Source organism: Mesorhizobium sp. CA6 (assembly GCF_020165035.1).
GTDB lineage: Bacteria > Pseudomonadota > Alphaproteobacteria > Rhizobiales > Rhizobiaceae > Mesorhizobium.
This window is the reverse complement of record NZ_JAIUHI010000004.1, coordinates 147,470-172,023: the sequence shown is the minus strand read 5'-3', so window position 1 is coordinate 172,023 and position 24,554 is coordinate 147,470. Positions and strand designations below refer to the sequence as shown.

Genomic DNA, 24,554 nt, shown 5'->3' with positions numbered 1-24,554 from the left:
GCCTTACACGAACTTCACCAGCATCAGGCTGAAGCAGCCGATGAAGATGAAGGCTGAGAAGGCCAGCATCAGCGGCCGCAGTCCGCGCGAGCGAAGCCCCGAAATATCGGCCTGCAAGCCCATGGCCGCGAGGCCCATGGTGAGCATGATCTGTGCTGCGAGGGCGATCGCCGAATGGATCTGCGCCGGGATCGCGATCAGGCTGTTCAGCGCCACCACCGCGACGAAAGCCGCGACGAACCAAGGCAGCGGCGGCCTGGCGCCGGAAGCATCACTGCTGCCGCGGCGCGCAATCAGGCCGAGCGCGATCACCATCGGCGCCAGCATGGCGACGCGCGTCAGCTTGGCGACGGTCGCGGTCTCGCCGGCAAGCGTGCCGTTCTGGAAGCCGGCGCCGATCACTTGCGCCACCTCATGGATCGAGGCTCCCGCCCACAGGCCGAAGGCGTGCTGGTCGAGCCCGAAGACCGGCGCCAGCAGCGGAAAGCCGAGCATGGCGATGGTGCCGAACAGCGTGATCGCGGCAACCGCGTAGGTCACGTCCTCGTCGCGCGCGTCGGTGACAATGTTGGTGGCGACTATTGCCGAAGCTCCGCAGATCGAGGTGCCGGCGGCGATCAGCTGGGCCAGCTTGGCATCGACGCCGATCAGCTTGCCGAGCGCGACGGTGAAAGGCAAGGTGGCGCCAAGCGTGGCCGCGACGATGCCGACGCCGCCAAGGCCGATGCCCGACACCTGGCCGAACGTGAGCTGGAAGCCGAGCAGCACGATGGCGAAGCGCAGCAGGCGCTTTTGCGAAAAGGCGATGCCGGCCTTGGCGTGGGCGGGCAGGCCGAGCACGTTGGAATAGATCGTGCCGGACACCACGGCCAGGATCATCGGGCTGAACAAGGCAAAGCCTGAGACATTGTGGGCTGAGAACGCCACAGCGGTGATCATCGCCACCAGCACGATGCCGGGGATAATGCCGTTCCACGCTGAATCGAGCCGCTTGCGGCCCGCGGCCAGATCGGCAGAAATCGGGCTTGTCGGAATATCGTTCGCGATGTGAGTGGCGGAAGACAATGCAATTCTCCAGGCGAGTGTGCCGGAGGAATGTCATTCCCGAACAAATCTTTCCAACGAATTGTTCTGGTTGGAATGATCGATTTTCACGAACGATTGGTTTTTGAGCTGACGATGGAACACCTCCCGAATTCGACAGGCTGGGCCAATCTCAAAATCTTGACGGGCTGAACTTCCTGTCCCAGCGTGGCGCATGTTCGTTTTTGCACCCGCCATCATCAAGCGACGTCGCCTCTATACGATGGGGAGCGGTAAGCCGATTGCGCGACGACAAACACCGGCCGAATAAATTCCGGTTTGTTCGTTTCCCGCCCCGCCGCGACATCCGCCGGCGGGGCTTTCATGTCTGGAGCCTTGCTGTGACCAATTCTTCCATCCGGTTTCGGCCGGCCGAACGTGCTGACTCTGCCACGATCAGGGACATCGTGCGCTCCGCCTATTCCAGATGGGTGCCGTTGATCGGCCGCGAGCCGATGCCGATGCGCGCCGACTATGACAGAGCAGTTGCCGAGCATCCGTTTGAACTCGCCGTCGAGGGCGATCGCATTGTCGGCATGATCGAGACCATGCTGGAGGAGGATCACCTCTGGATCGAGAATGTCTGCGTGGCGCCGGACGCGCAGGGCAGGGGCATTGGCCGGCTGCTGCTCGAACGGGCCGAGCACAAGGCGCGCGTGGCGAGCCGCTTCGAATTGCGCCTGCTGACCAATGGCGCCTTCGCAGCCAATGTGTCGCTTTACAAGAAGCACGGCTATACGATCGACCGCGAAGAACCGTTCATGAACGGCACGACGGTCTATATGAGCAAGAAGCTGGCATGATGCAGAACGCCATCGATGATCTCTGTAGGATTGCTCCCAAGTTGACGCAGAATCTCGGTTTGGAGCAGATTGCTGCCGCTCAGACGTGCATCGAATCCGTGATCGCCGACAAACAGAGGAGGTTCGGATGGCAATCAGGGTCCGGTTGAAGCCACTCTCGGGGCGGTATGCGGTTTCGCGCCTCGAAGCAAAAGAGAGCATTCCCGGCTGGGCCGACGGACCGGGCTTCGTCAGCATCACCAGGACCGAGGACGAGCTTTCGGTAGTCTGCCTGCAGGAGCGGATGCCGGACGGGGTGCAGCGCGACAGGGGCTGGGTCGCCCTGAAACTCCAGGGTCCCTTTGCCTTCGACGAAACAGGCATCGTGCTGTCGGTAATAAAGCCATTGTCGGAAAACGAACTCGGTATTTTTCTTGGTATCCACTTTCGATGGCGACCATCTGCTCGTCAAAGCCGCGGCAAGGGGGCTTCTGGTCGCGGCGGGGCACATTCTTCTGTAGCCGCCTGGCTCAATCGCCCGCCCTTGCGTTTGACATCGCTCTTGCCGCATCGTCATCTCTGACGCGATGCGACGATCCGGCGATCGCCCCCCAATCACATCAGATATCCCGCCCAAGGAGAACCATGTCACACAATCTGCAGTTCTATATCGATGGCGTGTGGGTCGATCCTGTTGTGCCCAACACACTCGACGTCATCGATCCCTCCAACGAGGACGCTTTCGCGCAGATTTCGCTGGGCTCCAAGGCCGATGTCGATAAGGCGGTGGCGGCGGCCAAGCGCGCCTTCGCCAGTTTCGGCTTCACTTCGGTCGAGGAGCGGCTCGACATCCTCAACCGCATCATCGAAATCTATAAGAAGCGCAGCAAGGACCTTGCGCTCGCGGTCTCGCGCGAGATGGGCGCGCCGCGCCAGATGGCGCTGGACAGCCAGGTCGGCGTCGGCCTTGCGCATCTGGAGAAGATGGCCGAGGTGCTGAGGACCTTCCAGTTCCGCCACATCAAGGGCACCTCGCTCATCGTCAAGGAGCCGATCGGCGTCGTCGGCCTGATCACGCCGTGGAACTGGCCGCTGAACCAGATCACCTGCAAGGTCGGTCCCGCGCTTGCCGCCGGCTGCACCATGGTGCTCAAGCCGTCCGAGATCGCGCCGCTCGACGCCATCATCTTCGCCGAGATCATCGACGAGGCCGGCGTGCCGAAGGGCGTCTTCAACCTCGTCAACGGTGACGGCCCGACCGTCGGCCAGGCGCTGGCCAGCCACCCGGATGTCGACATGATGTCCTTCACCGGCTCGACCCGCGCCGGCATCCTGGTCGCCAAGGCGGCGGCCGACACGGTCAAGCGCGTGCATCAGGAGCTCGGCGGCAAGTCGGCCAACATCCTGTTCCCCGATGTCGATCTGGAGCGGGCCGTCACCAAGGGCGTCGCCGGCTGCTTCGGCAACAGCGGCCAGTCCTGCAACGCGCCGACCCGCATGTTCGTGCCGCGCGACCGACATGACGAGGCCGCCGGCTATGCGAAGAAGGCGGCAGAGAAATTCACCGTCGGCCCGGCCGATGCGCCCACGTCGAAGCTCGGCCCGGTGGTCAGCCAGCTCCAGTTCGACAAGATCCAGGACCTGATCCAGAGCGGCATCGACGAAGGCGCCACCCTGGTTGCCGGTGGCCCCGGCCGCCCGGCCGAGCTCAACCGCGGCTACCATGTCCGCCCGACGGTCTTCGCCAACGTCACGCATGACATGCGCATCGCCAGGGAGGAAATCTTCGGGCCGGTGCTGTCGATCATGCCCTACGACACAGTCGAGCAGGCGATCGAGCAGGCCAATGACACCGTCTTCGGCCTTGCCTCCTATATCCAGGCCAAGGACATCGAGAAGGCGCGCCAGGCGGCCGCCCGCATGCGCTCCGGCACCGTCTACATCAACTACCCGGCCTGGGACGCGGGCCTGCCCTTCGGCGGCTACAAGCAGTCCGGCAACGGTCGCGAATATGCCGAATACGGGCTGGAGGATTTTCTCGAGATCAAGGGTATCGCGGGGTATGCGGCGGCAGAGTAGGGCACTGTAGCCAGTGATCGTCAGCGCTGAAGTAAAAAAGGCGCGGTTCAACCGCGTTCTTGTTTTTGAAAACAAGTCGACCAGGGACGGCCACTATACTCAAAGACTGATCCAACGGAGACATCGCCTGGTCGGGATGAGATGACGCGTATCTATTAGGCTTGGCTGATGCGATTGGGGCTGGCTGACTGGTTGTGTTTCTCGAACAATCGGAGCTTTGCCGGATATCCAAGCCGTATCGGTGTTTGGCAAACCCCGCATTTGAATGTAGCCACGGACTTGAACCAGGAGCCTTTCCGGATAATCGGATGCCGGCATCTTGGACATTCGAATCTGAGATCTGTCTCATTCAGGTTTTGAGGAATCGACATTTTGCCACACGCTCCTATGCACCCACCGATAGCACGTTAAAGTAGCAATGTTTCAGCCCTGCGACCGCCAGACTGCCGCGTTGTAACGAGAGTGATTCCTGGCAACGGAACTGCGATCAGGGCCAAGCATCGTGCTCGACCGACCGAGCATTTGGCTACAAGGCAACCTTTCTGCGAAACACACCAGAAAGGATATTTGGTAAGAATTAGTTCAACCGGACCGAGTATGGTGAGAGTGGCGGCTCCAGCTTGGGGGGGGTGGATTGGGCCAGAGCCGCCTGCACGGTCATTGTGTGGCAGTAGACCGCGCTGTGTCAGAATAGAACAGCGCGGTCTATAATTAGTTAACGCTAATTAAATGCGGCGGCTGCCCCTAATGGCCGCCGACTCGCCGTGATTCATTGTGGCCTGCCGGCGTACAAGCTGGGCGTGGTTGCCAGCATGGCTCACCACCCGTCGCAATTTGAAAATGCCGTTCTTTCCGAACTTTTCAAGTAATGACCTGGCAACCCGAGGGCATAGGTCTTCCGGTAGGATGATGAAGCGCGAAAAAGCCCCGCCGGCGAGATGCCTGCGGGGCTTTTTCAGCGGATAGTCGATTAACGGCGATCGCTTCCGCGGCCATCATGGTGGTCGCCGTTGTTCGCGCCCAGGCACATGGCGTAGTAATCGTCATGGTTGCTGCACGAATTGAGGGCCGCCTGCTGAGCATAAGCCGAACCAGCAAAGCCGGCGACAGCAACAATAGCGAAAATTGCATTGCGAACAATCTTGGACATTTCGATTTTTCCTTTGTTTAAATTCCGGTCGAGCCGGTCGATGGCGGTTTTCCTGCAGTTTGGTTTCGGTTTGATGGCGCTTGAACGCAAATTTGTTTCGAAACAGCAACGGCAGTAGCCGAGCCGGCCAGACGCCTCGCATGCCATGGCGGATCGTTTGCATACAAATGTTTCAAAGCCTGTCCTTCTCGTTACGAGCCTTGCGCTTGCGTGCAATGCGGCGGAAACAACCGTCGGTCATCTAAGGCGCCATCATGAAGGCGGCGGGATTGCCCCGTTACAGCCATGGCGAATTGAGGATAAACTTTATGTCGTTCCTGAAGACATTGAATCGCATGGGCGCGGCGTTGAAATATGCGCAGGATGCCCGCAACCCAACGCGGATGCGGAACGGCATGCCGTCCGACAATCAGCTGGATATTTGCTGGCCGGTGATGCCGACAACCAAGCATCTGTCCTCGAACATCTGGGGCGGGATCTGAGATAGCGATCGCTTGGAAGCCCGATCGACGGCCTGCGCATGGCAATCGTCACCGCGCGAGCCGCAGGCAACGCGCCGTAGCCGCGCTTCTCGGCACCTCCCGAGCTCGTCGCGAGCGTGTTGACCCGCGATTTATCCGCGCCCCGCCTCGATGATGCCGACCATCGCCCGGGTAAATTCGACCATGCTGTTTGCGGTGATGGCGGCATTGTCGGGGGATTGGCCGATGTGCTCGGCCGCTCCGCAACAGGACCGGCGGATGCTATCGTAGTATGGATCTCTCTCATCGTCCGGTAGTGCAGCCAAATTCAGGGCGCGACGGTGGATCATGCGCAGTAGCTGCGCCAATGCTGTTTCGACACTCATGCGTTTTGCTCCGCATCGGTCGAGCGTCTCGGCACACCGAGTGCCGGATCGTCGATCGGGAGATTTCCCGAGTCGAACAGGCTGCACTGTAGCTATTAATATATCGTTGATCACTAATATATGAAGCGCATCGTCACAATGTTCAGATGCGAAGGGTGCCGATCCGAGGTGCGGATGACATATGGGCACAAACTGGAGATGTTCGAGCGATCCCGGCACTTGACGGTGAAAGGCTCAAAGTAAGCAGTTGAAGGCCGCCTATGCGCCGGGACGCGGATAGGCGTCGGCACGCACCCCAATCAGCATCGTCAAGGCCGTATGATCGTGGTTCGTTACGGCGAGCGCACGCGGAAGGAGGAGCGGTCCTGGAAATCTGCGATCGGCCACAGACAGTGCGTCAGGAACCTGCCCGCCGGGCAAAATGCTCATAAGTCACCCGCCAGGAATCGCTCTCAGTCATCCTTTCCTCGCCGATCCAATGGAAGCTGTCGGCCGTGATCTCGGTGAAGCGCCAACGGGCTTGCAGGCCGCGCGAGTCATGGCCGATCTGGACGATGTCGTTGCCCTCAGCCCGCCCGATCTGGCGTGAGTAATCCTGGTTGAGCGGATCGCTCCAGATGATGTGCCAGCCGTCGATGCCGGGATCGAAGACGCGCAAGGTGGTGCCGTACATGATCGAGGGGGCAGGGCGCCTCGGCCTGATCCAGAGGTCCTGGACGGCACGGCCTTCGAGCACCCAGCCGAAATGGCATTCCCCATCCCATTTCCGGATCGTGCCATCGTCGAGATGGTGGACCGTGTCCATGTCCCAACTGCCGATCAGCCAAGCGTACAGGTCCATGTCTTTCGCCCAGTCGGTGGAAGGGCCATCGGAGGTGAGGGCGGTGAGAAAAGGGGACATTGTGGTCGTCATCGCTTTCTCCAAGGCGAGCAGGGAGCTGGAACATCGCCGCGATAACTTGCGGCGTTGTGGTTTCTGGGTCTTGGGAAAAATTGCTGTGTTGCCGCTATCGCGATCGCCCCCCACAGCATCCTTGATGCAGCGGATTCATCCACTAGTTAATTCCGTGGGCACCGTATTCGCTAGTTTTTGCCTTGGGGCGGCGGTTTAGACGTTCTGACCGCATGCCGCGCAAGGACAGCTGGGCACATTTGGAGACTACCGTGCGTCAATCCCTTGGATTCAGCTTGGCTTATTTGGCATTTGCTTGCTCGATCGCGGTAGCTTGCGCTGGAACTGCAGCCGCCGGCCCGCACGGCGGGGGGCATGACGGTGGCGGCCATCAGGGTGACAACGGGGGTCATGGCAGCCATGACAACGGCGGCAACGGCAAAGGCAAGGGCAAAGGCAAAGGACCTGCCGGCGATCCCGCTGATCCCGTAGGCGCCAGCGGCAGTCCGTCGTCGAACGATGACGGGATCAGCACCACTCCAACGGCCTCAATACCGTCACCTCCAGCTGCCATTGTCGACCTGTCCACAGGCGGCGGACATTCGCTCGACCTCCCGCCCGCCCTGCAGCCTCTCGAAGACAACACTGTTCTATCAGCGGTCCACCCGATCGAAGCGCTGCCCGGTGTCCCGGATAAGGTCGTTCGCGCCTGTCAGGACGCAATCGAGCAGGCCGCCGCCAAGTTTGGTGCGGCCAGTGTGCGCGTCAGCAGCGCAGGTTCCATACGTCGGTTGAGCAAACGCAAGATCTCGGCCCCCATTCAGGTCAGCATCGACTATATGCATCAGGGACGGGTGGAGACGCGTGAGGCGCCGGTCGGGTGCGAATTGAACGCGAAAGGCAGCGTGATCGGTCTGACGTAGCGCAGAGCGGAACTCCTTGCGATCCCCTTTTCCGGGCCTCCGTGTGTTGCGAATGGTGCAGGCTAATGACTGGAGCGTTCACCGTCGTCGCAATCGTTTTGAATTCAATCCGACATCGGGTGTATTGGCCGGAGGGCAAAGGGAAGCGCGATAGTACGCACGCGGATCACCTGCGAGGAGTTGCGAAGCTTGCTGCGCGTAGTCGTCTTCTGGCTGACAGCCTTCATCTGACCGGTGCCGACCGATGCGCGGCCAGAGCGAGGCTGCAGCGGCGGCTCAATTTGCGCGCTGCGGCGCTCAGCTCTGAGTTTGTCATTGTCCGCGCGTTTGGCAGCCAGGTCGCGGGCCAGAGAAACAGTGGCTTCGCGCTGGTTGTCCAGAGCTTCGTTCAGCCTGGTGACCTCTCCTGAAAGTGCTGGGGACGTGCCGCGCTCCAGGCGGGCTTTATTAAGGTCCTCACGGATCGATGCTGCGGAAGCGCGTTCTCGTGTCAGAGCCTGCGCCGTCTCGGCTGCGGTCTGCTCGGCACGCTCTTTTGCTTTGACAGCCTTGGCTCGTTCCTGTTCAGCCGCGTCGCGCTCGAGGCGGGCTTTATCGAGGTCCTCACGGGTCGATGTTGCGGAAGCGCGTGCTCTTGTCAGAGCCTGCGCCGTCTCGGCTGCGGTCTGCTCGGCACGCTCTTTTGCTTTGACTTCCTTGGCTCGTTCCTGTTCAGCCGCGTCACGCTCGCGGCGGGCTTTATCGAGGTCCTCACGGGTCGAAGCTGCGGAAGCGCGTGCTCGTGTCAGAGCCTGCGCCGTCGCGGCTGCGGTCTGCTCGGCACGCTCTTTTGCTTTGACAGCCTTGGCTCGTTCCTGTTCAGCCGCGTCACGCTCGTGGCGGGCTTTATCGAGGTCCTCACGGGTCGATGCTGCGGAAGCGCGTGCTCGTGTCAGAGCCTGCGCCGTCGCGGCTGCGGTCTGCTCGGCACGCTCTTTTGCTGAGACAGCCTTGGCTCGCTCCTGTTCAGCCGCCTCGCGCTCGAGGCGGGCTTTATCGAGGTCCTCACGGGTCGATGCTGCGGAAGCGCGTTCTCGGGCGAGGGTCTGGGCAGTCTCGGTTGCGGTCTGCTCCACCCGTCCTCTCGCTGTGGCTGCACCGGTTCGTTCCCGCTCAGCCTTATCCGCGATCGCGGCCTTGGACAGTTCCATTGCGGCGAGGTCGCCACGAAGGTCCTTCGACTTCCGGCGCTCGTCGTCAAGCAATGCGTTCACTTGCGCAAGCGAGGCCTTGGCACTGGCGCGGTCCTCGGCGGCCGTGGCCTGAAGCTGTGAAATTTGCGCCCGCGCTTGGGATAGGTCGCGGGCCATCAATTCAGTTCGCTGACGCTCCAGATGATCAGCCGGCATCTGCGTAACGACATAGTTGATGCTCTCGCCCAGCAGCCTGCGAGCATCTCCCGCAATGCGCTGCAATGCGTCATACGTGCGGGCTGCCGTGAGTTCGTTGCGCAAACGCTCCCCGTATGCGTCGTCGGCTGCTGCCATGCTTGTCCTCAGCGCATCGACCTGCTTGCGCGATTCCAAGAGCGCACTCTGCAGAGAGGCGCTTCTGGCGCGCTCTTCTTCCACAGCTCGGTGCTCCTGGCCGGCCAGATTCCTCGCGGCGGATGCCTGAGCACGAGCAGCCTCGACTTCAGCCTTGGCAGCCGCGAGATCCGGGCCAGACGATGCGGCATTCGTACGCCCGTCGCCCTGGGCTGGTCCCTCCATATCCAATGCAGCACTCGCCGGAACCGCGAAGGATCGCGAAAGATCGGGCTGGGAGGGATTCTGGGCCTGCGAAATGGCGGGGGCGCTTTCGACCCAATTCTGTCTCGTCATCGTATAGCCAAGCGACACGGCCAGGCAGATCGTGGCGATGCCCAGGCCTGATACAAGACCGATAGGCCAGCGAACACGGGGAGGTGAGTCCGTAGCGCTGTTTGTCGGGGAAGCGAAGGGATTGGGCAGGTCGCCTGGCGAACTCTCATAAGCTTCGGAGATCATCTCGAAATGCTCGATTCGCACCCCGAACTGACGGTAGTTTGCATCCTGAGGCCGGGCATCCGCATCCGAGGATACGACAGCCTGAGAAGAACCAGGTCCGGTTGCAAGGTCGACCGGGCGTTCCCAGACCCAAGGAACCTCCTCGAGAGGAACAGGCTTGCATTCTTTCAGGTAGGCATTTGGCTTCGGGCGACTCCGCAGCACTGCGACAAGGGCATGCCGGAGCACAAGAAAGACGCCCGCCAGTACGAGTATCGCAATCCCGGCCAGGATGGCGAGATCTGTGTTATTCGTGTAAATTTCGGCAAGATGATTTGGCATCGTCGTGCCCATGTGGTCTTGGGTGCAATTCAAGTTCGCGAAGCGGTGTTTGGGTCTTCTCCCCGATGCTGGCTAAAGCTGCTGCTGCTCTCAAAGCTGTCACTGCTTCGGGCCCTGCAGTGCCGTGCGAGTGTATTTGTTGCGTTGCGGAGCGCGGTCATACGCCGGCAGAAGATGCCGGCGCAGAAGATGTGCGCACGAACCGAAGCTCGAAGACACCGTGGCCGCCGGTTGTCGCCCGCCGCCAATGTCCCGAAAAGCCGACTCGCACCTCTCCACCGTCAATATCCCAAAAGTTCTCCCACGGTGCGTTCCAATCCGCATTTTTGGGGAGTCCGGACGGTCCATTCTGAACCCTAAGCTAGGTCACAGACCCCCACGGTCAACCACCTCGGCAGGACTTCCGGCCATGCAGAACGGCCATTGTGATGCCCGCTCTTCGCGCGCGTCTGAGTCTCCGTTCAAACTCGATAGGCGCGTCGACAACGCCTTCTATGATCGAATGTCTGCACATTGGTCGAACAGACGCGTCTCCCGCGTGAAATCGCGGCACGGCGAAGCCGGAGAATCGTACATGGGGGACGCGAAAGAAGGTTGTGGAACCAAGTCGTCCACAGGACATCCAGTTTTGGCTGGGGTTCCTGGAAGCTTTTCGAACTTTCTGGGTCGCGCCTCAACCCGAATTGCGGGTGCTTATGGACAAGGTGGGGGACTAGATTCGGTTTTTGGATAGTTTGGGAGGCATCGACTTTCCGGGACATAAGCCTTCCTGATAGCGCGTCAGCACGAACCCTGATACGCGCCCCAAACGGGACATCCCCCGAGGGTGATGCCGACCCTCGTTTTCCTTTGCTGCACATTGGAGCAGCTGATCGTGTTTTTAGGAAAAGTGCTCCTCCAGATAGACGCGGAACTCCCGCTCGAACTGCTCTTGGAGGAGGGACAACATATGAGTGCGGCTGCGCGTTAGATAGACATGGCAGGGCACGTAGGGACGGAACGGCTTGATGGCGAGCGTTCCGCGCCAGCGTTCCGCAGAGAACTTGTCGACGATGGAGACGCCAAGCCCCTCGGCCACGAGAGCGCAGGCGGCGTCGCTGTAATGAGCCTCGAAACGAGTCTCGACGCGAACCCCCGCTTCGTCGAGGCTGCGGTCAACCGCCTGACGCGATCCGTCCTCGCGCCCCAGCGCGATGAAGCTTTCGTCGCGTATGTCAGAAGCCTCGATCGTCTCCTTCTCGCTCAACGGATGTTCCGCCGGCAGGATGCAGACCGAAGCGGTCTCGAAAATGAGGTCGCAGGTCGTCGCCGGATCGATTACCGGCATAGTCATCAGGCCAATGTCGAGCTGCTTGCTTGCTGCGAGTTCGGAGATCCGTACTGAAGCCTCCGGCTCCAGCGCTAGCCGCAGCTTCGGATGGCGGCGGGCGAAGGCACCGATAAAGCGGGGTAGCACGTAGCTGGACAGCGCGGGATAGGCGCCGATGATCAGCCGGCCCGCATCGAGCTGCTGTATATCGGCCGCCAGCCGCCGCAGCCGCGCCATGCCTTTGACGATATGACCGGCCTCCTCGTGCAACAGGTAGGCCTCCGCGGTCGGAGCCAACCGGCCGCCCTGCCGCACAAACAGCTGGATCTTCAGCGCGTGTTCAAGGTTGGCAATGTGGGCGCTGACGGAAGGCTGCGAGATGTGCAGGAGATTGGCTGCGCCGATCACCGTTCCTGCATCCATCACCGCACGAAACGCCTGCAACTGTCTGTAGTTCATTTTTCTCGACCGATCACTATAGGAAAAAGCTATAGAACACGAAGCTTTTCATATTTGTCAATTGCCGTGGTTTTCGCTTTATTCTCCACCTGCTGGGAGAAGTCTCCAGCTGATTGGCGCCGGAACTGGCCATTGCGGCGCCGCAAATAGCCACTGAGCAGAGACTATCGCGATTGGGTCACTCTCCCCGATAGATAGATCGAGGTGGTCCTTTCGCGCGCTGCCAATCAAAAAGAGGGTAACAATGAAAACGGGATTGATACGATGGATGGGCCTTGCGGCCAGCGTCCTCATTTTCCTCACCGGAGCCGCCCGCGCGGACGAGGCCGGCCAATGGTCGAAAATACGCATTGCGACCGAGGGCGCCTATGCTCCCTGGAATTATACCTCCTCCGACGGCAAGCTTGCGGGCTACGAGATCGATCTCGCCCAGGAACTGTGCCGCCGCATGAAGGCCGACTGCGAGATCGTCGCCCAGGACTGGGACGGCATGCTGCCCGCGCTCAACGCCGGAAAGTTCGACGCCATCATCGCGTCAATGTCGGTTACGCCCGAGCGGCAGAAGGTGGCCTCATTCTCTGTGCCTTACGCCAAGGCGCCCAACGCCTTCATGATGATGAAGGACAATCCGCTGGCCTCCGAACTTGGCTCCAGGGTCGACTACAGCCTGAAGAAGGACCCGGAAGGCGCCAAGAAAGCGATCGCTGCGATGGCCGCGGCGCTCAAGGGCAAGGTCCTCGGCGTCCAGGGCTCCTCGACGGCGGCGACATTTGCCACGGCCGAGCTGAAGGACCTGGTCGAAATCCGCGAATACAAGACAACGGACGAACACAACCTCGACCTAGCCGCCGGCCGCATCGACCTGGTCATGGGCAATATCACTATGCTCAAGGCCGCCATGAAGCAGCCAGACATGGCCGGCGCAACCCTTGCCGGACCTACATTCATCGAAGGCGTTCTCGGCAGCGGTACAGCCAATGTGGCCATGCGCAAAGACGACACCGCGCTCAAGGCAAAGTTCGACGCGGCCATTGCCGAGGTCAACACCGACGGGTTCAACCGGACCCTAACGGAAAAGTGGTTCGGGGTTGATATCACGCCCAAGGATTGAGTTCAGCCGGGCGGGCGCAAATGTGCGGCCCGCCCATCTTGTCCATCGGAAAAATTGATAGCATGACCCAGTTTGTCGTTGTGGGTGCCGGGCTCCTCGGCACGTCGATCGCCTATCGCCTCGTGGAACGAGGCCACTCCGTGACTATTGTTGAGCGCGACCATCCCGGCGCCGGCACCAGTGGTTCGAGCTTTGCCTGGACCAACTCGAACGAAAAGAGTCCCTACAACTACCACCTGATCAATGCACTGGGGATGCGCGCGCACCGGGAACTCGAAAACGAATTCGGCGCCCGTCCCTGGTTCCATGGTGGCGGAGCGGTTGAATGGCGCTCGAACGCGCATGAGGCGCAAGAACTCGATGATCGCGTCGCCCGTTTGATTGGATGGAACTATGCCGCCGAATGGATTTCGGCGGACAGGCTACACAAGCTTGAGCCCGCCCTGGCTCGGGAGGCTTCAGGTGATGCGAAGATCGCCTATTTTGCCGACGAAGGCTGGATGGACCCCGGCGTCTACATCGAATTCTTCCTCGGCAAGGCGCGCGACCTCGGGGCGAAATTGCGCCGCGAGAGCGTCACTGGCGTCGAGTTGAGCGGCGACAAGGTCACGGGCGTCAAGACGGCGTCAGGAACGACGATCGGTGCAGACGTGGTCGTCAACTGCACTGGCCGCTGGGCAAATGATCTGGGTCAGGACGTGCGCATGACCTTCCCGCTGGCTCCCACGATCGGCCTTCTCGTTGTGACCGCCCCCGCCCAATCGGGTGTGCGGCGGGTGGTCCGCACGAGTGCAGTCAACCTCCGGCCCGATGGCGCGGGTCGGATCATGCTGCACAGCGAGCACGACGAACAAGGGTTCACGCTGGAAAGCAGTTCGGACGATACTTACCCCGCTGCTGTCGCGATGATCGAGCGCGCATCGCGCATCTATCCGGAGCTTGCAGGGGCCAGGCCCGAGGCAATGCGGCTGTCGCATCGCGCGATCCCAGGCGACGGCGTGTCGGCCGTCGGTCCGGTCCCAGAAGTAAGCGGCTACTATGCTGCCGTCACCCATAGCGGAGCGACGCTTGCGCCTTGGCTCGGACAAGTTGTTGCCGCCGAACTCGCGGGCGACGCGGACAACGATGCGCTCCAGGATTTTCGGCCGGCCCGGTTCTTCGGACGCCAAATCGACACATCCGCGTCCACTCGGAAGGCCCAGCATGTTTCGACGACTCCGGACCGATGATTTGACCACGACGATCTTCTTCGATGGACGGCCATTGCGGTGCCGGCCAGGCGACAGCGTTGCCGCGGCATTGCTGGCTGCAGGCATTGAGCGGTTCCGCACGACGCCGGTCAGTGGAACCGATCGCATGCCCCATTGCATGATCGGCAATTGCTTCGACTGCCTGGTCGAGATCGATGGGCAGGCCGACCAGCAGGCCTGCCTGGTGCCGGTTAGAGAAGGCTCCCAAGTGCGATCACAACTGGGCACGGGAAGGTTCGACGCAGCATGACCGATGCCCCGCGCACACACTGCGAGCTTGCCATTGTCGGCGGCGGCCCGGCAGGCCTGGCGGCCGCGGCACTCGCTGCGGAACTTGGCGTGGAAACAATACTGTTCGACGAGCAGCCAACGCCTGGCGGACAGATCTATCGGAACATAGAAGCTAACAGCCGCAAGCACGACGCATTGAGCAATATTCTCGGCGCCGACTACGCCAAGGGACTTGCGCTGGTGGAGCGGTTCCGCAGGAGCGGTGCCGCATACGAGCCCCTGAGCGCTGTCTGGCAGGTATCGGCTGCAGGCAAGCTCGGTGTATCGCAAAAGGGCCGAGCCTATCTGACGAGAGCCGGCAGGGTCATTCTGGCAACTGGCGCAATGGAGCGTCCGGTTCCGATTCCAGGATGGACGCTGCCCGGCGTCATGGGAGCAGGTGCGGCACAGACGCTTATGAAAGCGTCCGGCTTGGTGCCAGAAGAACCGACTGTGATCGCCGGTTCAGGGCCTCTTGCCTATCTCGTGGCGCTTCAGGTCATGAAAGCAGGCGCGCCGCTGAGTGCCGTCATCGACACATCGCAAAAAGGACTGTTCGAGACCGGATTCGCAGCGCTGCCAGTGCTATCGGGCTTTGGTCGCGATCTGCTGAAGGGCCTGTCCTGGATGGCTGCGTTGCGAAAGGCCCGCATCCCCGTCTTCAGTGGGCGCAACCTCGCGGTCGAGGGCATTTCGCGCGTGGAGGCCGTCAGCTTCGAAACTCGCGGCAAGCGGCAGCGGCTGTCGGCGTCGCTTCTACTTCTGCATGAGGGTGTGGTCCCCAACAACCAGATCACCGCAAGTCTACGCTGCAGGCATGTGTGGGACACCGCGCAGATGGCTTGGCGTCCCTGGACGGACGAGTGGGGTGCAACGAGCACGGAGTTGGTGGCCGTCGCTGGCGATGGCGCGGGTATCTCCGGCGCCAGAGCGGCGGCGCATCGTGGACGACTGGCTGCACTTGATGCTGCCTGCCGCATCGGTCGCATTTCGCGGGCCGAACGCGACGAGCGTGCGCTTCCCGAGCGTCGGCATCTCCAGCGGGAGGCCCGGTTCCGTGCGTTCCTCGACAGCACCTACCGCCCCACCGAAGCTGTACGCCGGTTAGCCGACGAGGCAATCGCCTGCCGCTGCGAGGAGGTGACAGCTGGCGAGCTGCGCGCGTTCGTCGCAGAGGGCTTCACTGACATCAACCAGCTCAAGTCCTTCTCCAGATGCGGCATGGGTCAGTGCCAGGGCCGCATGTGCGGTGGCACTGTCGCCCGCGTCCTGGCGCAGAGCCTCGAAACTGACATCGAGACCGTCGGCTACTACCGGTTGCGCCTGCCGGTGAAGCCGCTGCCTGTCGCTCAGCTTGCCGAGCTCGGCAACGCCGAACGCGACTTGAGGCCGTCGCCAATGGGTGTCGACGGCGACCCGAGCCAGCGCGTTTGAGCGATGAGAAGCAGAAGCCGCACAATGGGACGGATTGGGAAGCCGCAATGACCGCGACAGACGCAATCGTGATCGGCGGTGGCATCCACGGTTGCTGCACGGCGCTCCACCTCGCGCTGCGGGGCCTACGTACAATCGTGCTGGAAAAAAACACCGTCGGTCGCCACGCCTCGGGCGTCAACGCGGGCGGCGTACGGCAATTGATGCGCCACCAAGCCGAAGTACCGTTATCCATAGCCGCAATGGACGCCTGGGAGCGCCTGGACGACCTGCTTGGTCCAGATCTGGCAAGAAACTGCGAATTCATCGGCAGTGTCGGGCAGATTGGCATCGCCGAAAGCGAAGCCGAGATGGAATGGTGCCATGCGCGGGTGACCCAAATGCGCTCGCTCGGCCACGAGTTTGAGGAAGTGATCGACGCCAGAGAACTCAGGCGTCTGGTTCCTGCCGCAGCCGATATCTGCCGTGGCGGCATCATCTCGCGCCGGGACGGTCATGCCAATCCGTTCCGCACGACGCAATCATTTCGGCTGCGTGCCGAGCAGCTTGGCGTCCGCTTCATGGAGCGGACGCGCGTGACCGGGCTCGAGCAGGGCGACCGCTGCTGGACCGTAGTGACCGAGAGCGGCGTCTTCAGGGCCGATATTTTGATCAACTGCGGCGGAGCGTGGGCCTGGCAAGTCGCGGAAATGATCGGCGAGCACCTGCCCAGGACGCATTTTGCCTCGACGCTGATGGTGACGTCTCGCATGCCCCATTTCATCGACCCCGTGGTGATCGGCATCGACCGGGTGCTTTCGTTCAAACAGACGGAAGCCGGCACAGTCGTCATCGGGGGAGGGGTTCTCGGCGATCCCGACCTGAATAGCGAGACGGCTGACACCGTTGCGGACCGAATGGTGGTGAGCGCCCAGACCGTCTGCGAATTTTTCCCGATCCTGCGCCGCGCGACCATCGTGCGAAGCTGGGCCGGACTGGAAGCCCTGATGCCAGACGTCATACCGGTGATCGGTCCCAGTCAGGTCGCCCGCAATCTCTGGCACGCTTTCGGCTTTTCCGGGCACGGGTTCCAGCTCGGCCCTATCGTCGGCTCGGTCATTGCTGATCTGGTCGCCACTGGTGAAAGTGCCATTCCGATAGCCGCGTTCAACCCGGGCCGCTTCTCGAGCAACGACATGCTGGGGACCACGTGCATTCCTGACCGCAAAGTCTCGCAGGAGGCTGGTCATGAATGATTTCGGGGTGATGACCGTCTTCAGCTTTGCACCCGGGGGCTGGGGTGCCGCCATGGCGGCTGCAAGCGCAATGACGATCGCGGTCGCAATGGCAGGCTTCATCGCCGGAGCGATCATAGGCACGTTCGGGGCGTGGGCGAAGATTTCCGGAGGAAGGATCGTCCGCTCGGTCGCCGATGGCTACACGACGGTTCTGCGCGGCATTCCCGACCTTCTGGTGATATATCTTTTCTACTTCGGCTCCAGCGCCGTCCTGACACCCATCGGCCGGTTCTTTGGAGCCAACGGCTTCCTCAGCCTGCCGGCTTTTTTCGCCGGCTGCCTGGCAATTGCGATCGTGTCGGGCGCCTATCACACCGAAGTCTTCCGTGGGGCCTATCAGGTCGTAGCGCTTGGAGAGATCGATGCAGCCTACGCCACGGGCATGTCGCGAGCGCTCGCGTTCCGGCGCATCATCGCGCCGCTCACGTTGCGCTTCGCCTTGCCGGGCCTGGCAAACATCTGGCAGCTCGTTCTCAAGGAATCGTCGCTGATCTCGGTGACGGGGCTTGTCGAAATCCTGCGCCAGTCTCAGATCGGCGCGGGCTCGACCAAGCAGCCCTTCACCTTCTTTCTGGCGGCGGCGATCCTCTATCTGCTCATTTCCTCCGCCTCGGGATGGTTATTGCAGTTCGCCGAAAGGCACTTCACTCGCGGGCTCAGGAGGGGGTAATGGACTTTTCCTTCTTTCTCAGTGCCTTTCTTCGACTGCTGCCCGGCGTCCCGTTGACCCTGCAACTGGCTTTCGTATCGGTGGGGCTCGGAATGGTCCTTGCCCTCATCCTGGCTTTGCTGCGTCTATCACGCATCCGCCCATTCGAGTGGATCGCGCGCGCCTATATCTTCCTGTTTCGCTCGACGCCGCTGTTGGTCCAGATCTTTCTGATCTATTACGGCCTCAGTCAGTTCCCGACAGTTCGCTACAGTGTGCTATGGCCGATCCTGCGCCAGCCTTACTGGTGCGCCATCATCGCGCTTGCGCTGAACACGGCCGCCTATGGCAGCGAAATAATCCGGGGTGGCCTGCGTTCCGTGCCCGAAGGCCAGATAGAGGCCGCCCGTGCCTGTGGCATGAGCCGGATCACCGTGTTCCGGCGTATCGTGCTGCCCCTTGCCATCCGGCAGGCTCTTCCGGCCTACGGCAACGAAATCATCCTGATGGTGAAGGCGACGGCGCTGGCCTCGGTGATCACCATGATGGAAATCACTGGCCTTGCTGCGAAGCTGATTTCCGAGAGCTACCGCGCGGTCGAAGTCTTCGTCGTCGCGGGAAGCATCTATCTGATTATCAACTACGTCATAACGCGCGTCATTCATCTCTTGGAATACTGGCTGACGCCGCATCTGAGATCTGTATCGACACCGGTCGTCATCGAGAGAGAGGATGCAGCATGAGCCTGCCGCAACAACAGCACGAGCCGGCAGATGAGATAGTGCCAGCCGTCCGCATCCGCGATCTACGAAAAGCTTACGGGGCTTTCGAAGTGCTCAAAGGCGTTTCGCTCGACGCCAACGATGGGGATGTCGTCTCGATCCTTGGATCCTCGGGCTCCGGCAAGTCCACGATGTTGCGTTGCATCAACATGTTGGAAACTCCGACCGGAGGGGAAGTCTCGATAGGTGGCGAGACCATCCGGATGAAGCAGACGAAAGCCGGCCCGAAGCCCGCGGACCGGGCGCAGGTAGACCGCCTGCGCGCCCATGTCGGCATGGTCTTTCAGAGCTTCAATCTGTGGTCGCACAAGACAGTGCTGGAGAATGTGATCGAGGCTCCGCTCCACGTCCAGGGCCGTTCGCGCGCTGAATGTGTCGAGGAGGCCAAGGAGCTGTTGGCGAAGGTCGGCATCGGCGACAAGCTAAATCACTATCCGATACACCTTTCCGGCGGTCAGCAGCAGCGCGCCGCGATCGCGCGAGCACTGGGCCAGCGCCCCCGCGTCATGCTGTTCGATGAACCGACCTCCGCCCTCGACCCCGAGCTTGTCGGCGAGGTGCTGAAAGTGATGCGGGCGCTGGCGGAAGAGGGGCGCACCATGCTGGTGGTCACGCACGAGATGGGCTTCGCGCGGGAAGTGTCGAGTAAAGTCGTCTTCCTTCACAAGGGAGTTGTTGAAGAGGAGGGGCGGCCCGACAAAGTTTTCAGCTCAAGTCGCTCTGAACGCCTTCGCCAGTTCTTGATGAGATAACAGCAAAGACGCTCGCGTTCGGTTAGGCGTCCGGTCAAACTGCTGGACAAATTTGATCATCGGAGGCATTCGCTCGCAATCGGGGGTTCGAGACGGGAGAGCGCTACCGCCTTTCCCCCCCACTCGGAAACCCCGCGATATTTCCTACGGTGTTGGGCGTGATGACTGTATCGGTGTTGCAAGGGCGAGGGCAAATCTGACTCGAAGCCGACGCCCGTCTGCATGACGCGAACGGCCGCTTCGCGCCTGATGTCGGCCATTGGAGCCAGCTTGCCCCCGCCCGTAAGCAGACATCGCTGCTCAAAAAGTTAGGCATGGGAGCCGCGGGAGGCGAGAAAAAGCGGCAGCCGGCGTTCTGTACGGGCCACGTCTCGCCAATGACGCTCTTGACGTTGGCTCCTCCAATATCAGAACCAGGCCGCCGATACTTGACATCGATTTCCCATCGAAGCGCCCGGGCCGCAGATCAGTCGCAGGACCGATAGGCTGCTCGTCACAAGCTTTGACCCAACAACTCGGCAGCATGCTTGCTCTCCTCGTCGTGCAGTTCTGGCCTTGCGCCTCCCTGGCTAACCAAATACGACCCCTGGCTCACTTTGACCCACTTCGATGATATAGCCGTCCGGATTGCGAATGTAGCACCGCGTCTCGCCGTACTTCTCCATCGGCTCGGTAATGAATTCAGCACCTCGGGCTTGCCATAGTTCATGGCAGCCGTGGATATCGGCAACGCGAATGTTCAGAAAGCTGCTGACTAAATTGGGATCGCCGGGAACATCCAGCATGACGGACGGTTTGTCGGGGGTAGGCCCACCCCCGACGTTTACGATCAGCCAAGTATTCGCGATCTGAATGTAGCCGGGCGCACCACTGCTATCTCCCAGGCTCAGAATGCGGCCTCCGAAGACCTTCTCGTAAAACCGCGCCGAACGACCGATGTCGGCCACTGTCAAAAAATGCGCGACGGTAAAGCCCTTTTGCGGGGGCATTGCATAGATTTGATCCGCTACGATCGCTTGGGTCATCCGGGACTCCCATTGAGACAAAGTTCAAATCTTCGCGACCTTCCTTGGCTGCCGATCCTGCGCGGGCGTCTCCTTTGCAAATCGGCAGTTGTGAGCAGCCCGTGGCAAGGGAACGTCGCAGTGCCGACCGAAGCACCTGCCAAGTCGCGGCCCTTCAGACCCACGAAGCACGGCTATACGTGGCCGCTATTGCAGGGCGGAATTTGCACACGGGATCATTTCTCCTCCTGGGCGACAGGCAGTAGAGAACCGGAGATAGCCGAAATGATCGTTCTGACGGTTAGCCACAGGATAAGCAGGTTGACGCCGACAAAAACCGGCAGAGCAAGGACCGTCGCAACATTCGTGTCGCCTCGAACAGCCAGCTTTTCAATTGACGTTGCCAATGCTGTGGCCCCGAAGCTGACACTCCAAAGTCCGGCGGAGAAGCGTCGTAGGATCCGTGAGAGAATGGCGCCAACGACAATTGCTTGCAGAAGCGCGTAACCCACGAGGGAGTGGACGAACACGTCTCCAGCGGTACCCGACAAATCAGCGTAGGCCAGTGAGCACACCGCCGGCGGCGCCAGTTGGACACCCATCGTCGATCGGATCTGGCTGGCTAGCGGCTCACCAAAATAGAGCCGGCCAAACAATAGCGATTCGGTCGCCAGCCATGAGAAGAGTCCCGCCCCTAACGCCAGCTCGGCCCAGTCAAACCAGCCAAATGTCGACAAGCCAATACTCAGGACAAAAGAGGCCGCGGCAACCGGCAAATATAGGGCAGGGGTCGCGTCGGACATCGAAATCGTCCCCCGCCAGATCATTTGGGTCCGCCAGATGCCGTAGCTTGCTGCGAGCACACCTCCCGTAGAAAGCAGCACGACTGCCCCAATCTTGCTGTAGGGCAACATGCTCACTGCAGTGAGCATCATGCCGACGCCCGCCAGACCAGGGAAGCAATTCTGAACGGGATTGGCGAGCTCTGCTCGCAACGCCATTGGAGCCAGCGACAACTTCAGAATGTAGAGCGTCAGAAGGACTGCCCACAGACACGCCGCAAGCAACACCAATGCCACAACAATCCCCTCCGGAGCCGCCCAGAGCTGATGCGCTAACTGCCACGAACCAGCGAAGGAACTTGTCCCCAGGCCGATCGCAAAGAACGAAGCGGGAAACCGCGCTATCAGAGATTTTTCGATGGGCGGAGGGATCATCCCCTCGTGCGCGGATGCCACCGCTTCGTCCAACGCCAACCCACTCAGTGGTGTGATGCCTTCAGATATGGACGGCTTTTCCATTGTTGCTCCTCACGGTTTCCGGCTCGTGGTGATAGGGGATTGTCACAGCACACCCGGTGCCCGGCCGCAGTCGCGATTGGACCGCTCGCAGTGCTTCGTCAGCTTGTTACGGGCAATCGCAATGTCACGGTTGTGCCCATCCCGAGTACGCTCTCGATATGGACGCTTCCTCCGGACTCTTCGGCGAAACGTTTCACCATCGGCAGGCCGACACCGCCAAAGCCACCGCCCTTTGTCGTGAAGAAGGGATCAAATGCCCGGACCACTGTCTCGCCGGTCATTCCAATTCCGCTGTCCCGAATGCGAATGGCGACCTGACGAAGGCTTTCCGGGGCAAAGGCGTCGATTGAGATCAAACCGCCGTCAGGCATTGCGTCACGAGCGTTGAACACAAGGTTCAGGACCGCGTTCTGCAAGCCTGCCCGATCGCACCTTACCAAAGGGAGGTTGGAATCTACCCGAAACTCAAAACGAACATTTTCATATCGAGCACTTCGGACAAGAGATTCAATCTCGACCAGGCACACGCTTATGTTCGCATGCTCGACATTGCCCTGAATCTCCCGGGCCGTCTTGATCGTCTGCCTGACAAGCCCGCCCGCTCGATCCAACGCGGTTCTGGCACCGGCAATTACAATATCAATTCCCGGAACCGCTGAGATGCTGGGCTCGCGAGCCAGATGGTTCAACGCAGAGGAAGCCACCTGGATGAGATTGCCCAGGTCATGGACCACCCCCGCCGTGGATAACTGCGAACGCACGCGACCCCCAGGAACGACGCCCGGGCTGAGAGACACGTCATCATCCATCTCTGGTCCTGACATTCCATTCCTCCGTTTGCCCGGTCGACAGTTCTTGCGTCAGTCCCAGCCACACAGCGCCACTTGTGCTGCAATCCAGCAATGAATCTGACGCCAGAAACGGCTCTTGCTTGGCCCCGCTTCAAAGAACTCCTGCGTACAGGCCCGCCCCGATCGCGACGCAGAGCGCGCCGCTCGCGCGACTGAGGGGAACTGACGCAGAGCGCTGCAAGGCGAGCGCCAATCCGATTCCGATTGCTTGCAAGACCGCGGTGGCAGACGCAAATCCCGCAACGAATTCAACCCCATTCACGGTCTCAGGCAACTCAGTTCCATGGGCGTGACCATGCAGCAGCGCAAAAAGAGCAATGATGGCAGCTCCGATCCATACCGGCGGATTTACCGCCGACCCCACCATGAGCCCCAGGATGATCACCGAAGCCAGGATGCCAGGCTCCACCAACGGCACAGTGATGTGCGCCAGGCCAAGAGCGCCGCCAATCAGCATCACCACAAGGGAGGTCAACGGCCACACCCAGAGCGCACGGTTTCCCTTGGCGGCGGCCCACATCCCGACGGCCACCATGGCTGTGATGTGATCGAGGCCCGTGAGGGGATGACCCAACCCTGCGTTAAAGGAAACGACGGAATCAACGCCGGGGTGGGCAAAGGTTGGCGTTGCCAAGGCGAGGGTTACAGTTATCAAAATCAGGATCAATCGCATGTCTGTCTCCTCAGTGAAGCACACGGGCGTCGTTCGGCCGGGTAGTGGATCGAACAACACCCAGGGAACATCTCCAACCCTCAAAGGTGCGGGTTGTGCGGCGACCCCAGATACGGGAACTCGGCAAGCAGGTCGCGGTGCGGCCCCACTCCATCCCCCGGAACCCTGCCGTTCGTGAAAATGGCCATAAAGACATCCGCGGCATCGTCAGTCAGGCTTCTGCCGTTTTCCGGGAATGACGCAGGTCGTGACGGGTCGTAAACGAGAATGTCGGGAAGCAGCGTTCTTGCCACGCGCTCTGCTTCAGCAGGCCCGTATCCTCCCGAGTGCTCAAGGGTGTGCGCGAACGTCTTGATGAACTGGTTGTCGTCTGCCGGCTCGGCAGAGAGATAGTCCTCTCTCTGCTCGCCGGGGAGGAACACTGCCTGCTGGGGTCGAGCACCACGTTCAACCTGTATCCAACGGTCGCCCTGTCTGTCCAAAATGCGAGCCCATAGACCGATGGGCTTTGAGCCCAGCGTGGAATTGGCTACTTCCAGCACGATGCTGCAGATATCCTTGTCGGCAAAGAAATCAGCACCCGTGAATTGCAAATCAGCGACTGCGCCGAGAGTATCGAAGAAAAATGGCTCGCTTCGCCAACCCGCGAAGAAACGGTAATCGCCTGCTTCCGTTACCTGGGCGTCGCTTCCTCTCGAGACTGGTGCGGCCGTGACGACGACCTCCCCGCCGTCGTCGGCCCCAGCTGCTAAGGCGCCTTCCACACGACTCACAGAGGCGATCTGCCTTCCTTCCGATAAGGACACAAAATTCACTCGATACGCGACATCGGCGACTGCATCGCCGTTTGTGTCGATCTTCAGCTCGTACACCGCGTCGGGGGCGAATGGCTCTGCGGTTGTGGAATGTGGATCAATCACCGTCGAGGATGGATGCACATTCATGATGAGGATCGACTTGCTCGCGTCTCCCGGTTTGGGGAAGGCATAAATGTCAGTGAGGTCCAAACGTGCGTCTCCACGAGGAAAGCCAAACTCAGGGCCTGAATAGTGATGAGACATTATCATGTTCTCCGAATTGTGAACCAAAGCGGAAGCCGAAAGCTACATTTATCCCTGACACGAGAGTACCATCTGTAAAATCGCGACCACGAAAACACCTGTCCGTCACTTCAGCAGAACAAACTGTGGCAGTGCCACGAGGCAGAATATATTGCACGATGGTATCTCCAATACTTTGGTCTCGGTCGCATCGGCGGGCCCGCGATGGTACTTTTGGTGGTAACCCTGAAGGCATTCTGGTGAAATGTTGGCGAGCGGTGCAGCCCG

At 60.8% G+C, this 24,554-nt stretch carries 23 protein-coding genes and 1 pseudogene; 13 read left to right on the top strand and 11 right to left on the bottom strand.

Features of this window, described 5'->3' with window-relative positions; translation table 11 throughout:
• Positions 1 to 3: 3 nt before the first annotated feature.
• Positions 4 to 1,065, bottom strand: coding sequence for a YeiH family protein (locus LB526_RS07580; protein WP_224627086.1), 1,062 nt, complete (start codon positions 1,063 to 1,065; stop codon positions 4 to 6).
• A gap of 359 nt (positions 1,066 to 1,424) precedes the next feature.
• Between LB526_RS07580 and LB526_RS07575 the strand changes: the two genes are divergently transcribed.
• The 3 genes and pseudogenes from LB526_RS07575 to LB526_RS07565 all read left to right on the top strand — a co-directional run bounded on the left by LB526_RS07575 (position 1,425) and on the right by LB526_RS07565 (position 3,944).
• A complete protein-coding gene (locus tag LB526_RS07575; protein ID WP_140842612.1) occupies positions 1,425 to 1,886 on the top strand; it encodes a GNAT family N-acetyltransferase in 462 nt (153 codons plus the stop codon).
• Between the two features lie 127 nt (positions 1,887 to 2,013).
• A pseudogene (locus LB526_RS07570) lies at positions 2,014 to 2,386 on the top strand (ACT domain-containing protein).
• 124 nt (positions 2,387 to 2,510) lie between these two features.
• Complete coding sequence (locus tag LB526_RS07565; protein WP_224627085.1) at positions 2,511 to 3,944, top strand: aldehyde dehydrogenase family protein; 1,434 nt, start codon at positions 2,511 to 2,513, stop codon at positions 3,942 to 3,944.
• Positions 3,945 to 4,914: 970 nt separating this feature from the next.
• Here LB526_RS07565 and LB526_RS07560 read toward each other — a convergent pair.
• Positions 4,915 to 5,094: a hypothetical protein gene (locus LB526_RS07560; protein WP_224627084.1), complete on the bottom strand. Its 180-nt coding sequence runs from the start codon at positions 5,092 to 5,094 to the stop codon at positions 4,915 to 4,917.
• A 308-nt stretch (positions 5,095 to 5,402) separates the two neighbouring features.
• On the opposite strand from LB526_RS07560, the gene LB526_RS07555 reads away from it, so the two are divergent.
• Entirely contained in the window at positions 5,403 to 5,576 is a 174-nt protein-coding gene (locus LB526_RS07555) for a hypothetical protein (RefSeq protein WP_224627082.1), read from the top strand.
• Between the two features lie 131 nt (positions 5,577 to 5,707).
• Here LB526_RS07555 and LB526_RS07550 read toward each other — a convergent pair whose 3' ends face one another.
• Positions 5,708 to 5,941 carry a hypothetical protein gene (locus LB526_RS07550; protein WP_140633997.1) on the bottom strand — a complete coding sequence of 78 codons (234 nt, stop codon included), beginning with the start codon at positions 5,939 to 5,941 and terminating at the stop codon, positions 5,708 to 5,710.
• A 397-nt stretch (positions 5,942 to 6,338) separates the two neighbouring features.
• A complete protein-coding gene (locus LB526_RS07545; RefSeq protein ID WP_224627080.1) occupies positions 6,339 to 6,854 on the bottom strand; it encodes a hypothetical protein in 516 nt (171 codons plus the stop codon).
• Positions 6,855 to 7,105: 251 nt separating this feature from the next.
• On the opposite strand from LB526_RS07545, the gene LB526_RS07540 reads away from it, so the two are divergent.
• On the top strand, positions 7,106 to 7,756 hold the full coding sequence (locus LB526_RS07540; RefSeq protein WP_224627078.1) for a hypothetical protein: 651 nt from the start codon (positions 7,106 to 7,108) through the stop codon (positions 7,754 to 7,756).
• 104 nt (positions 7,757 to 7,860) lie between these two features.
• On the opposite strand, the gene LB526_RS07535 is transcribed toward LB526_RS07540, so the two are convergent.
• Together LB526_RS07535 and LB526_RS07530 are read right to left on the bottom strand one after the other, a co-directional pair.
• Positions 7,861 to 10,116, bottom strand: coding sequence for a hypothetical protein (locus LB526_RS07535; RefSeq protein WP_224627076.1), 2,256 nt, complete (start codon positions 10,114 to 10,116; stop codon positions 7,861 to 7,863).
• An 868-nt stretch (positions 10,117 to 10,984) separates the two neighbouring features.
• Entirely contained in the window at positions 10,985 to 11,872 is an 888-nt protein-coding gene (locus LB526_RS07530) for a LysR substrate-binding domain-containing protein (RefSeq protein ID WP_224627075.1), read from the bottom strand.
• 244 nt (positions 11,873 to 12,116) lie between these two features.
• On the opposite strand from LB526_RS07530, the gene LB526_RS07525 reads away from it, so the two are divergent.
• The 8 genes from LB526_RS07525 to LB526_RS07490 all read left to right on the top strand — a co-directional run bounded on the left by LB526_RS07525 (position 12,117) and on the right by LB526_RS07490 (position 19,397).
• Positions 12,117 to 12,983: a transporter substrate-binding domain-containing protein gene (locus LB526_RS07525; RefSeq protein WP_224627074.1), complete on the top strand. Its 867-nt coding sequence runs from the start codon at positions 12,117 to 12,119 to the stop codon at positions 12,981 to 12,983.
• Between the two features lie 62 nt (positions 12,984 to 13,045).
• Positions 13,046 to 14,212 (top strand): NAD(P)/FAD-dependent oxidoreductase, encoded by a 1,167-nt coding sequence (locus LB526_RS07520; protein WP_224627073.1) that lies wholly within the window; start codon positions 13,046 to 13,048, stop codon positions 14,210 to 14,212.
• Entirely contained in the window at positions 14,187 to 14,483 is a 297-nt protein-coding gene (locus tag LB526_RS07515) for a (2Fe-2S)-binding protein (RefSeq protein WP_140709768.1), read from the top strand. The genes LB526_RS07520 and LB526_RS07515 overlap by 26 nt, the downstream gene beginning before the upstream one ends.
• Positions 14,480 to 15,937, top strand: a complete 1,458-nt coding sequence (locus LB526_RS07510; RefSeq protein WP_224627072.1) for an NAD(P)/FAD-dependent oxidoreductase — start codon at positions 14,480 to 14,482, stop codon at positions 15,935 to 15,937. Before LB526_RS07515 ends, LB526_RS07510 begins: the two co-directional genes overlap by 4 nt.
• A gap of 47 nt (positions 15,938 to 15,984) precedes the next feature.
• Positions 15,985 to 17,172 carry an NAD(P)/FAD-dependent oxidoreductase gene (locus LB526_RS07505; protein WP_224627071.1) on the top strand — a complete coding sequence of 396 codons (1,188 nt, stop codon included), beginning with the start codon at positions 15,985 to 15,987 and terminating at the stop codon, positions 17,170 to 17,172.
• A complete protein-coding gene (locus LB526_RS07500) occupies positions 17,165 to 17,884 on the top strand; it encodes an ABC transporter permease (protein WP_224582086.1) in 720 nt (239 codons plus the stop codon). The genes LB526_RS07505 and LB526_RS07500 overlap by 8 nt, the downstream gene beginning before the upstream one ends.
• Entirely contained in the window at positions 17,884 to 18,606 is a 723-nt protein-coding gene (locus LB526_RS07495; RefSeq protein WP_224582087.1) for an ABC transporter permease, read from the top strand. Before LB526_RS07500 ends, LB526_RS07495 begins: the two co-directional genes overlap by 1 nt.
• The gene (locus LB526_RS07490) at positions 18,603 to 19,397 is read left to right on the top strand and encodes an ABC transporter ATP-binding protein (protein ID WP_224582088.1); all 795 of its coding nucleotides are present in this window, start codon (positions 18,603 to 18,605) and stop codon (positions 19,395 to 19,397) included. The genes LB526_RS07495 and LB526_RS07490 overlap by 4 nt, the downstream gene beginning before the upstream one ends.
• 569 nt (positions 19,398 to 19,966) lie before the next feature.
• On the opposite strand, the gene LB526_RS07485 is transcribed toward LB526_RS07490, so the two are convergent.
• From LB526_RS07485 to LB526_RS07465, 5 genes are all read right to left on the bottom strand, one after another.
• Positions 19,967 to 20,422 carry a VOC family protein gene (locus tag LB526_RS07485; RefSeq protein ID WP_224627070.1) on the bottom strand — a complete coding sequence of 152 codons (456 nt, stop codon included), beginning with the start codon at positions 20,420 to 20,422 and terminating at the stop codon, positions 19,967 to 19,969.
• A 215-nt stretch (positions 20,423 to 20,637) separates the two neighbouring features.
• Positions 20,638 to 21,702, bottom strand: a complete 1,065-nt coding sequence (locus tag LB526_RS07480) for a dicarboxylate transporter/tellurite-resistance protein TehA (protein ID WP_224582090.1) — start codon at positions 21,700 to 21,702, stop codon at positions 20,638 to 20,640.
• Between the two features lie 98 nt (positions 21,703 to 21,800).
• On the bottom strand, positions 21,801 to 22,511 hold the full coding sequence (locus tag LB526_RS07475; protein WP_224582091.1) for a sensor histidine kinase: 711 nt from the start codon (positions 22,509 to 22,511) through the stop codon (positions 21,801 to 21,803).
• Positions 22,512 to 22,644: 133 nt separating this feature from the next.
• Positions 22,645 to 23,226, bottom strand: coding sequence for a HupE/UreJ family protein (locus tag LB526_RS07470; RefSeq protein WP_224627069.1), 582 nt, complete (start codon positions 23,224 to 23,226; stop codon positions 22,645 to 22,647).
• An 80-nt stretch (positions 23,227 to 23,306) separates the two neighbouring features.
• Positions 23,307 to 24,287: a DUF4331 family protein gene (locus tag LB526_RS07465; RefSeq protein WP_224627068.1), complete on the bottom strand. Its 981-nt coding sequence runs from the start codon at positions 24,285 to 24,287 to the stop codon at positions 23,307 to 23,309.
• Positions 24,288 to 24,554: the final 267 nt, after the last annotated feature.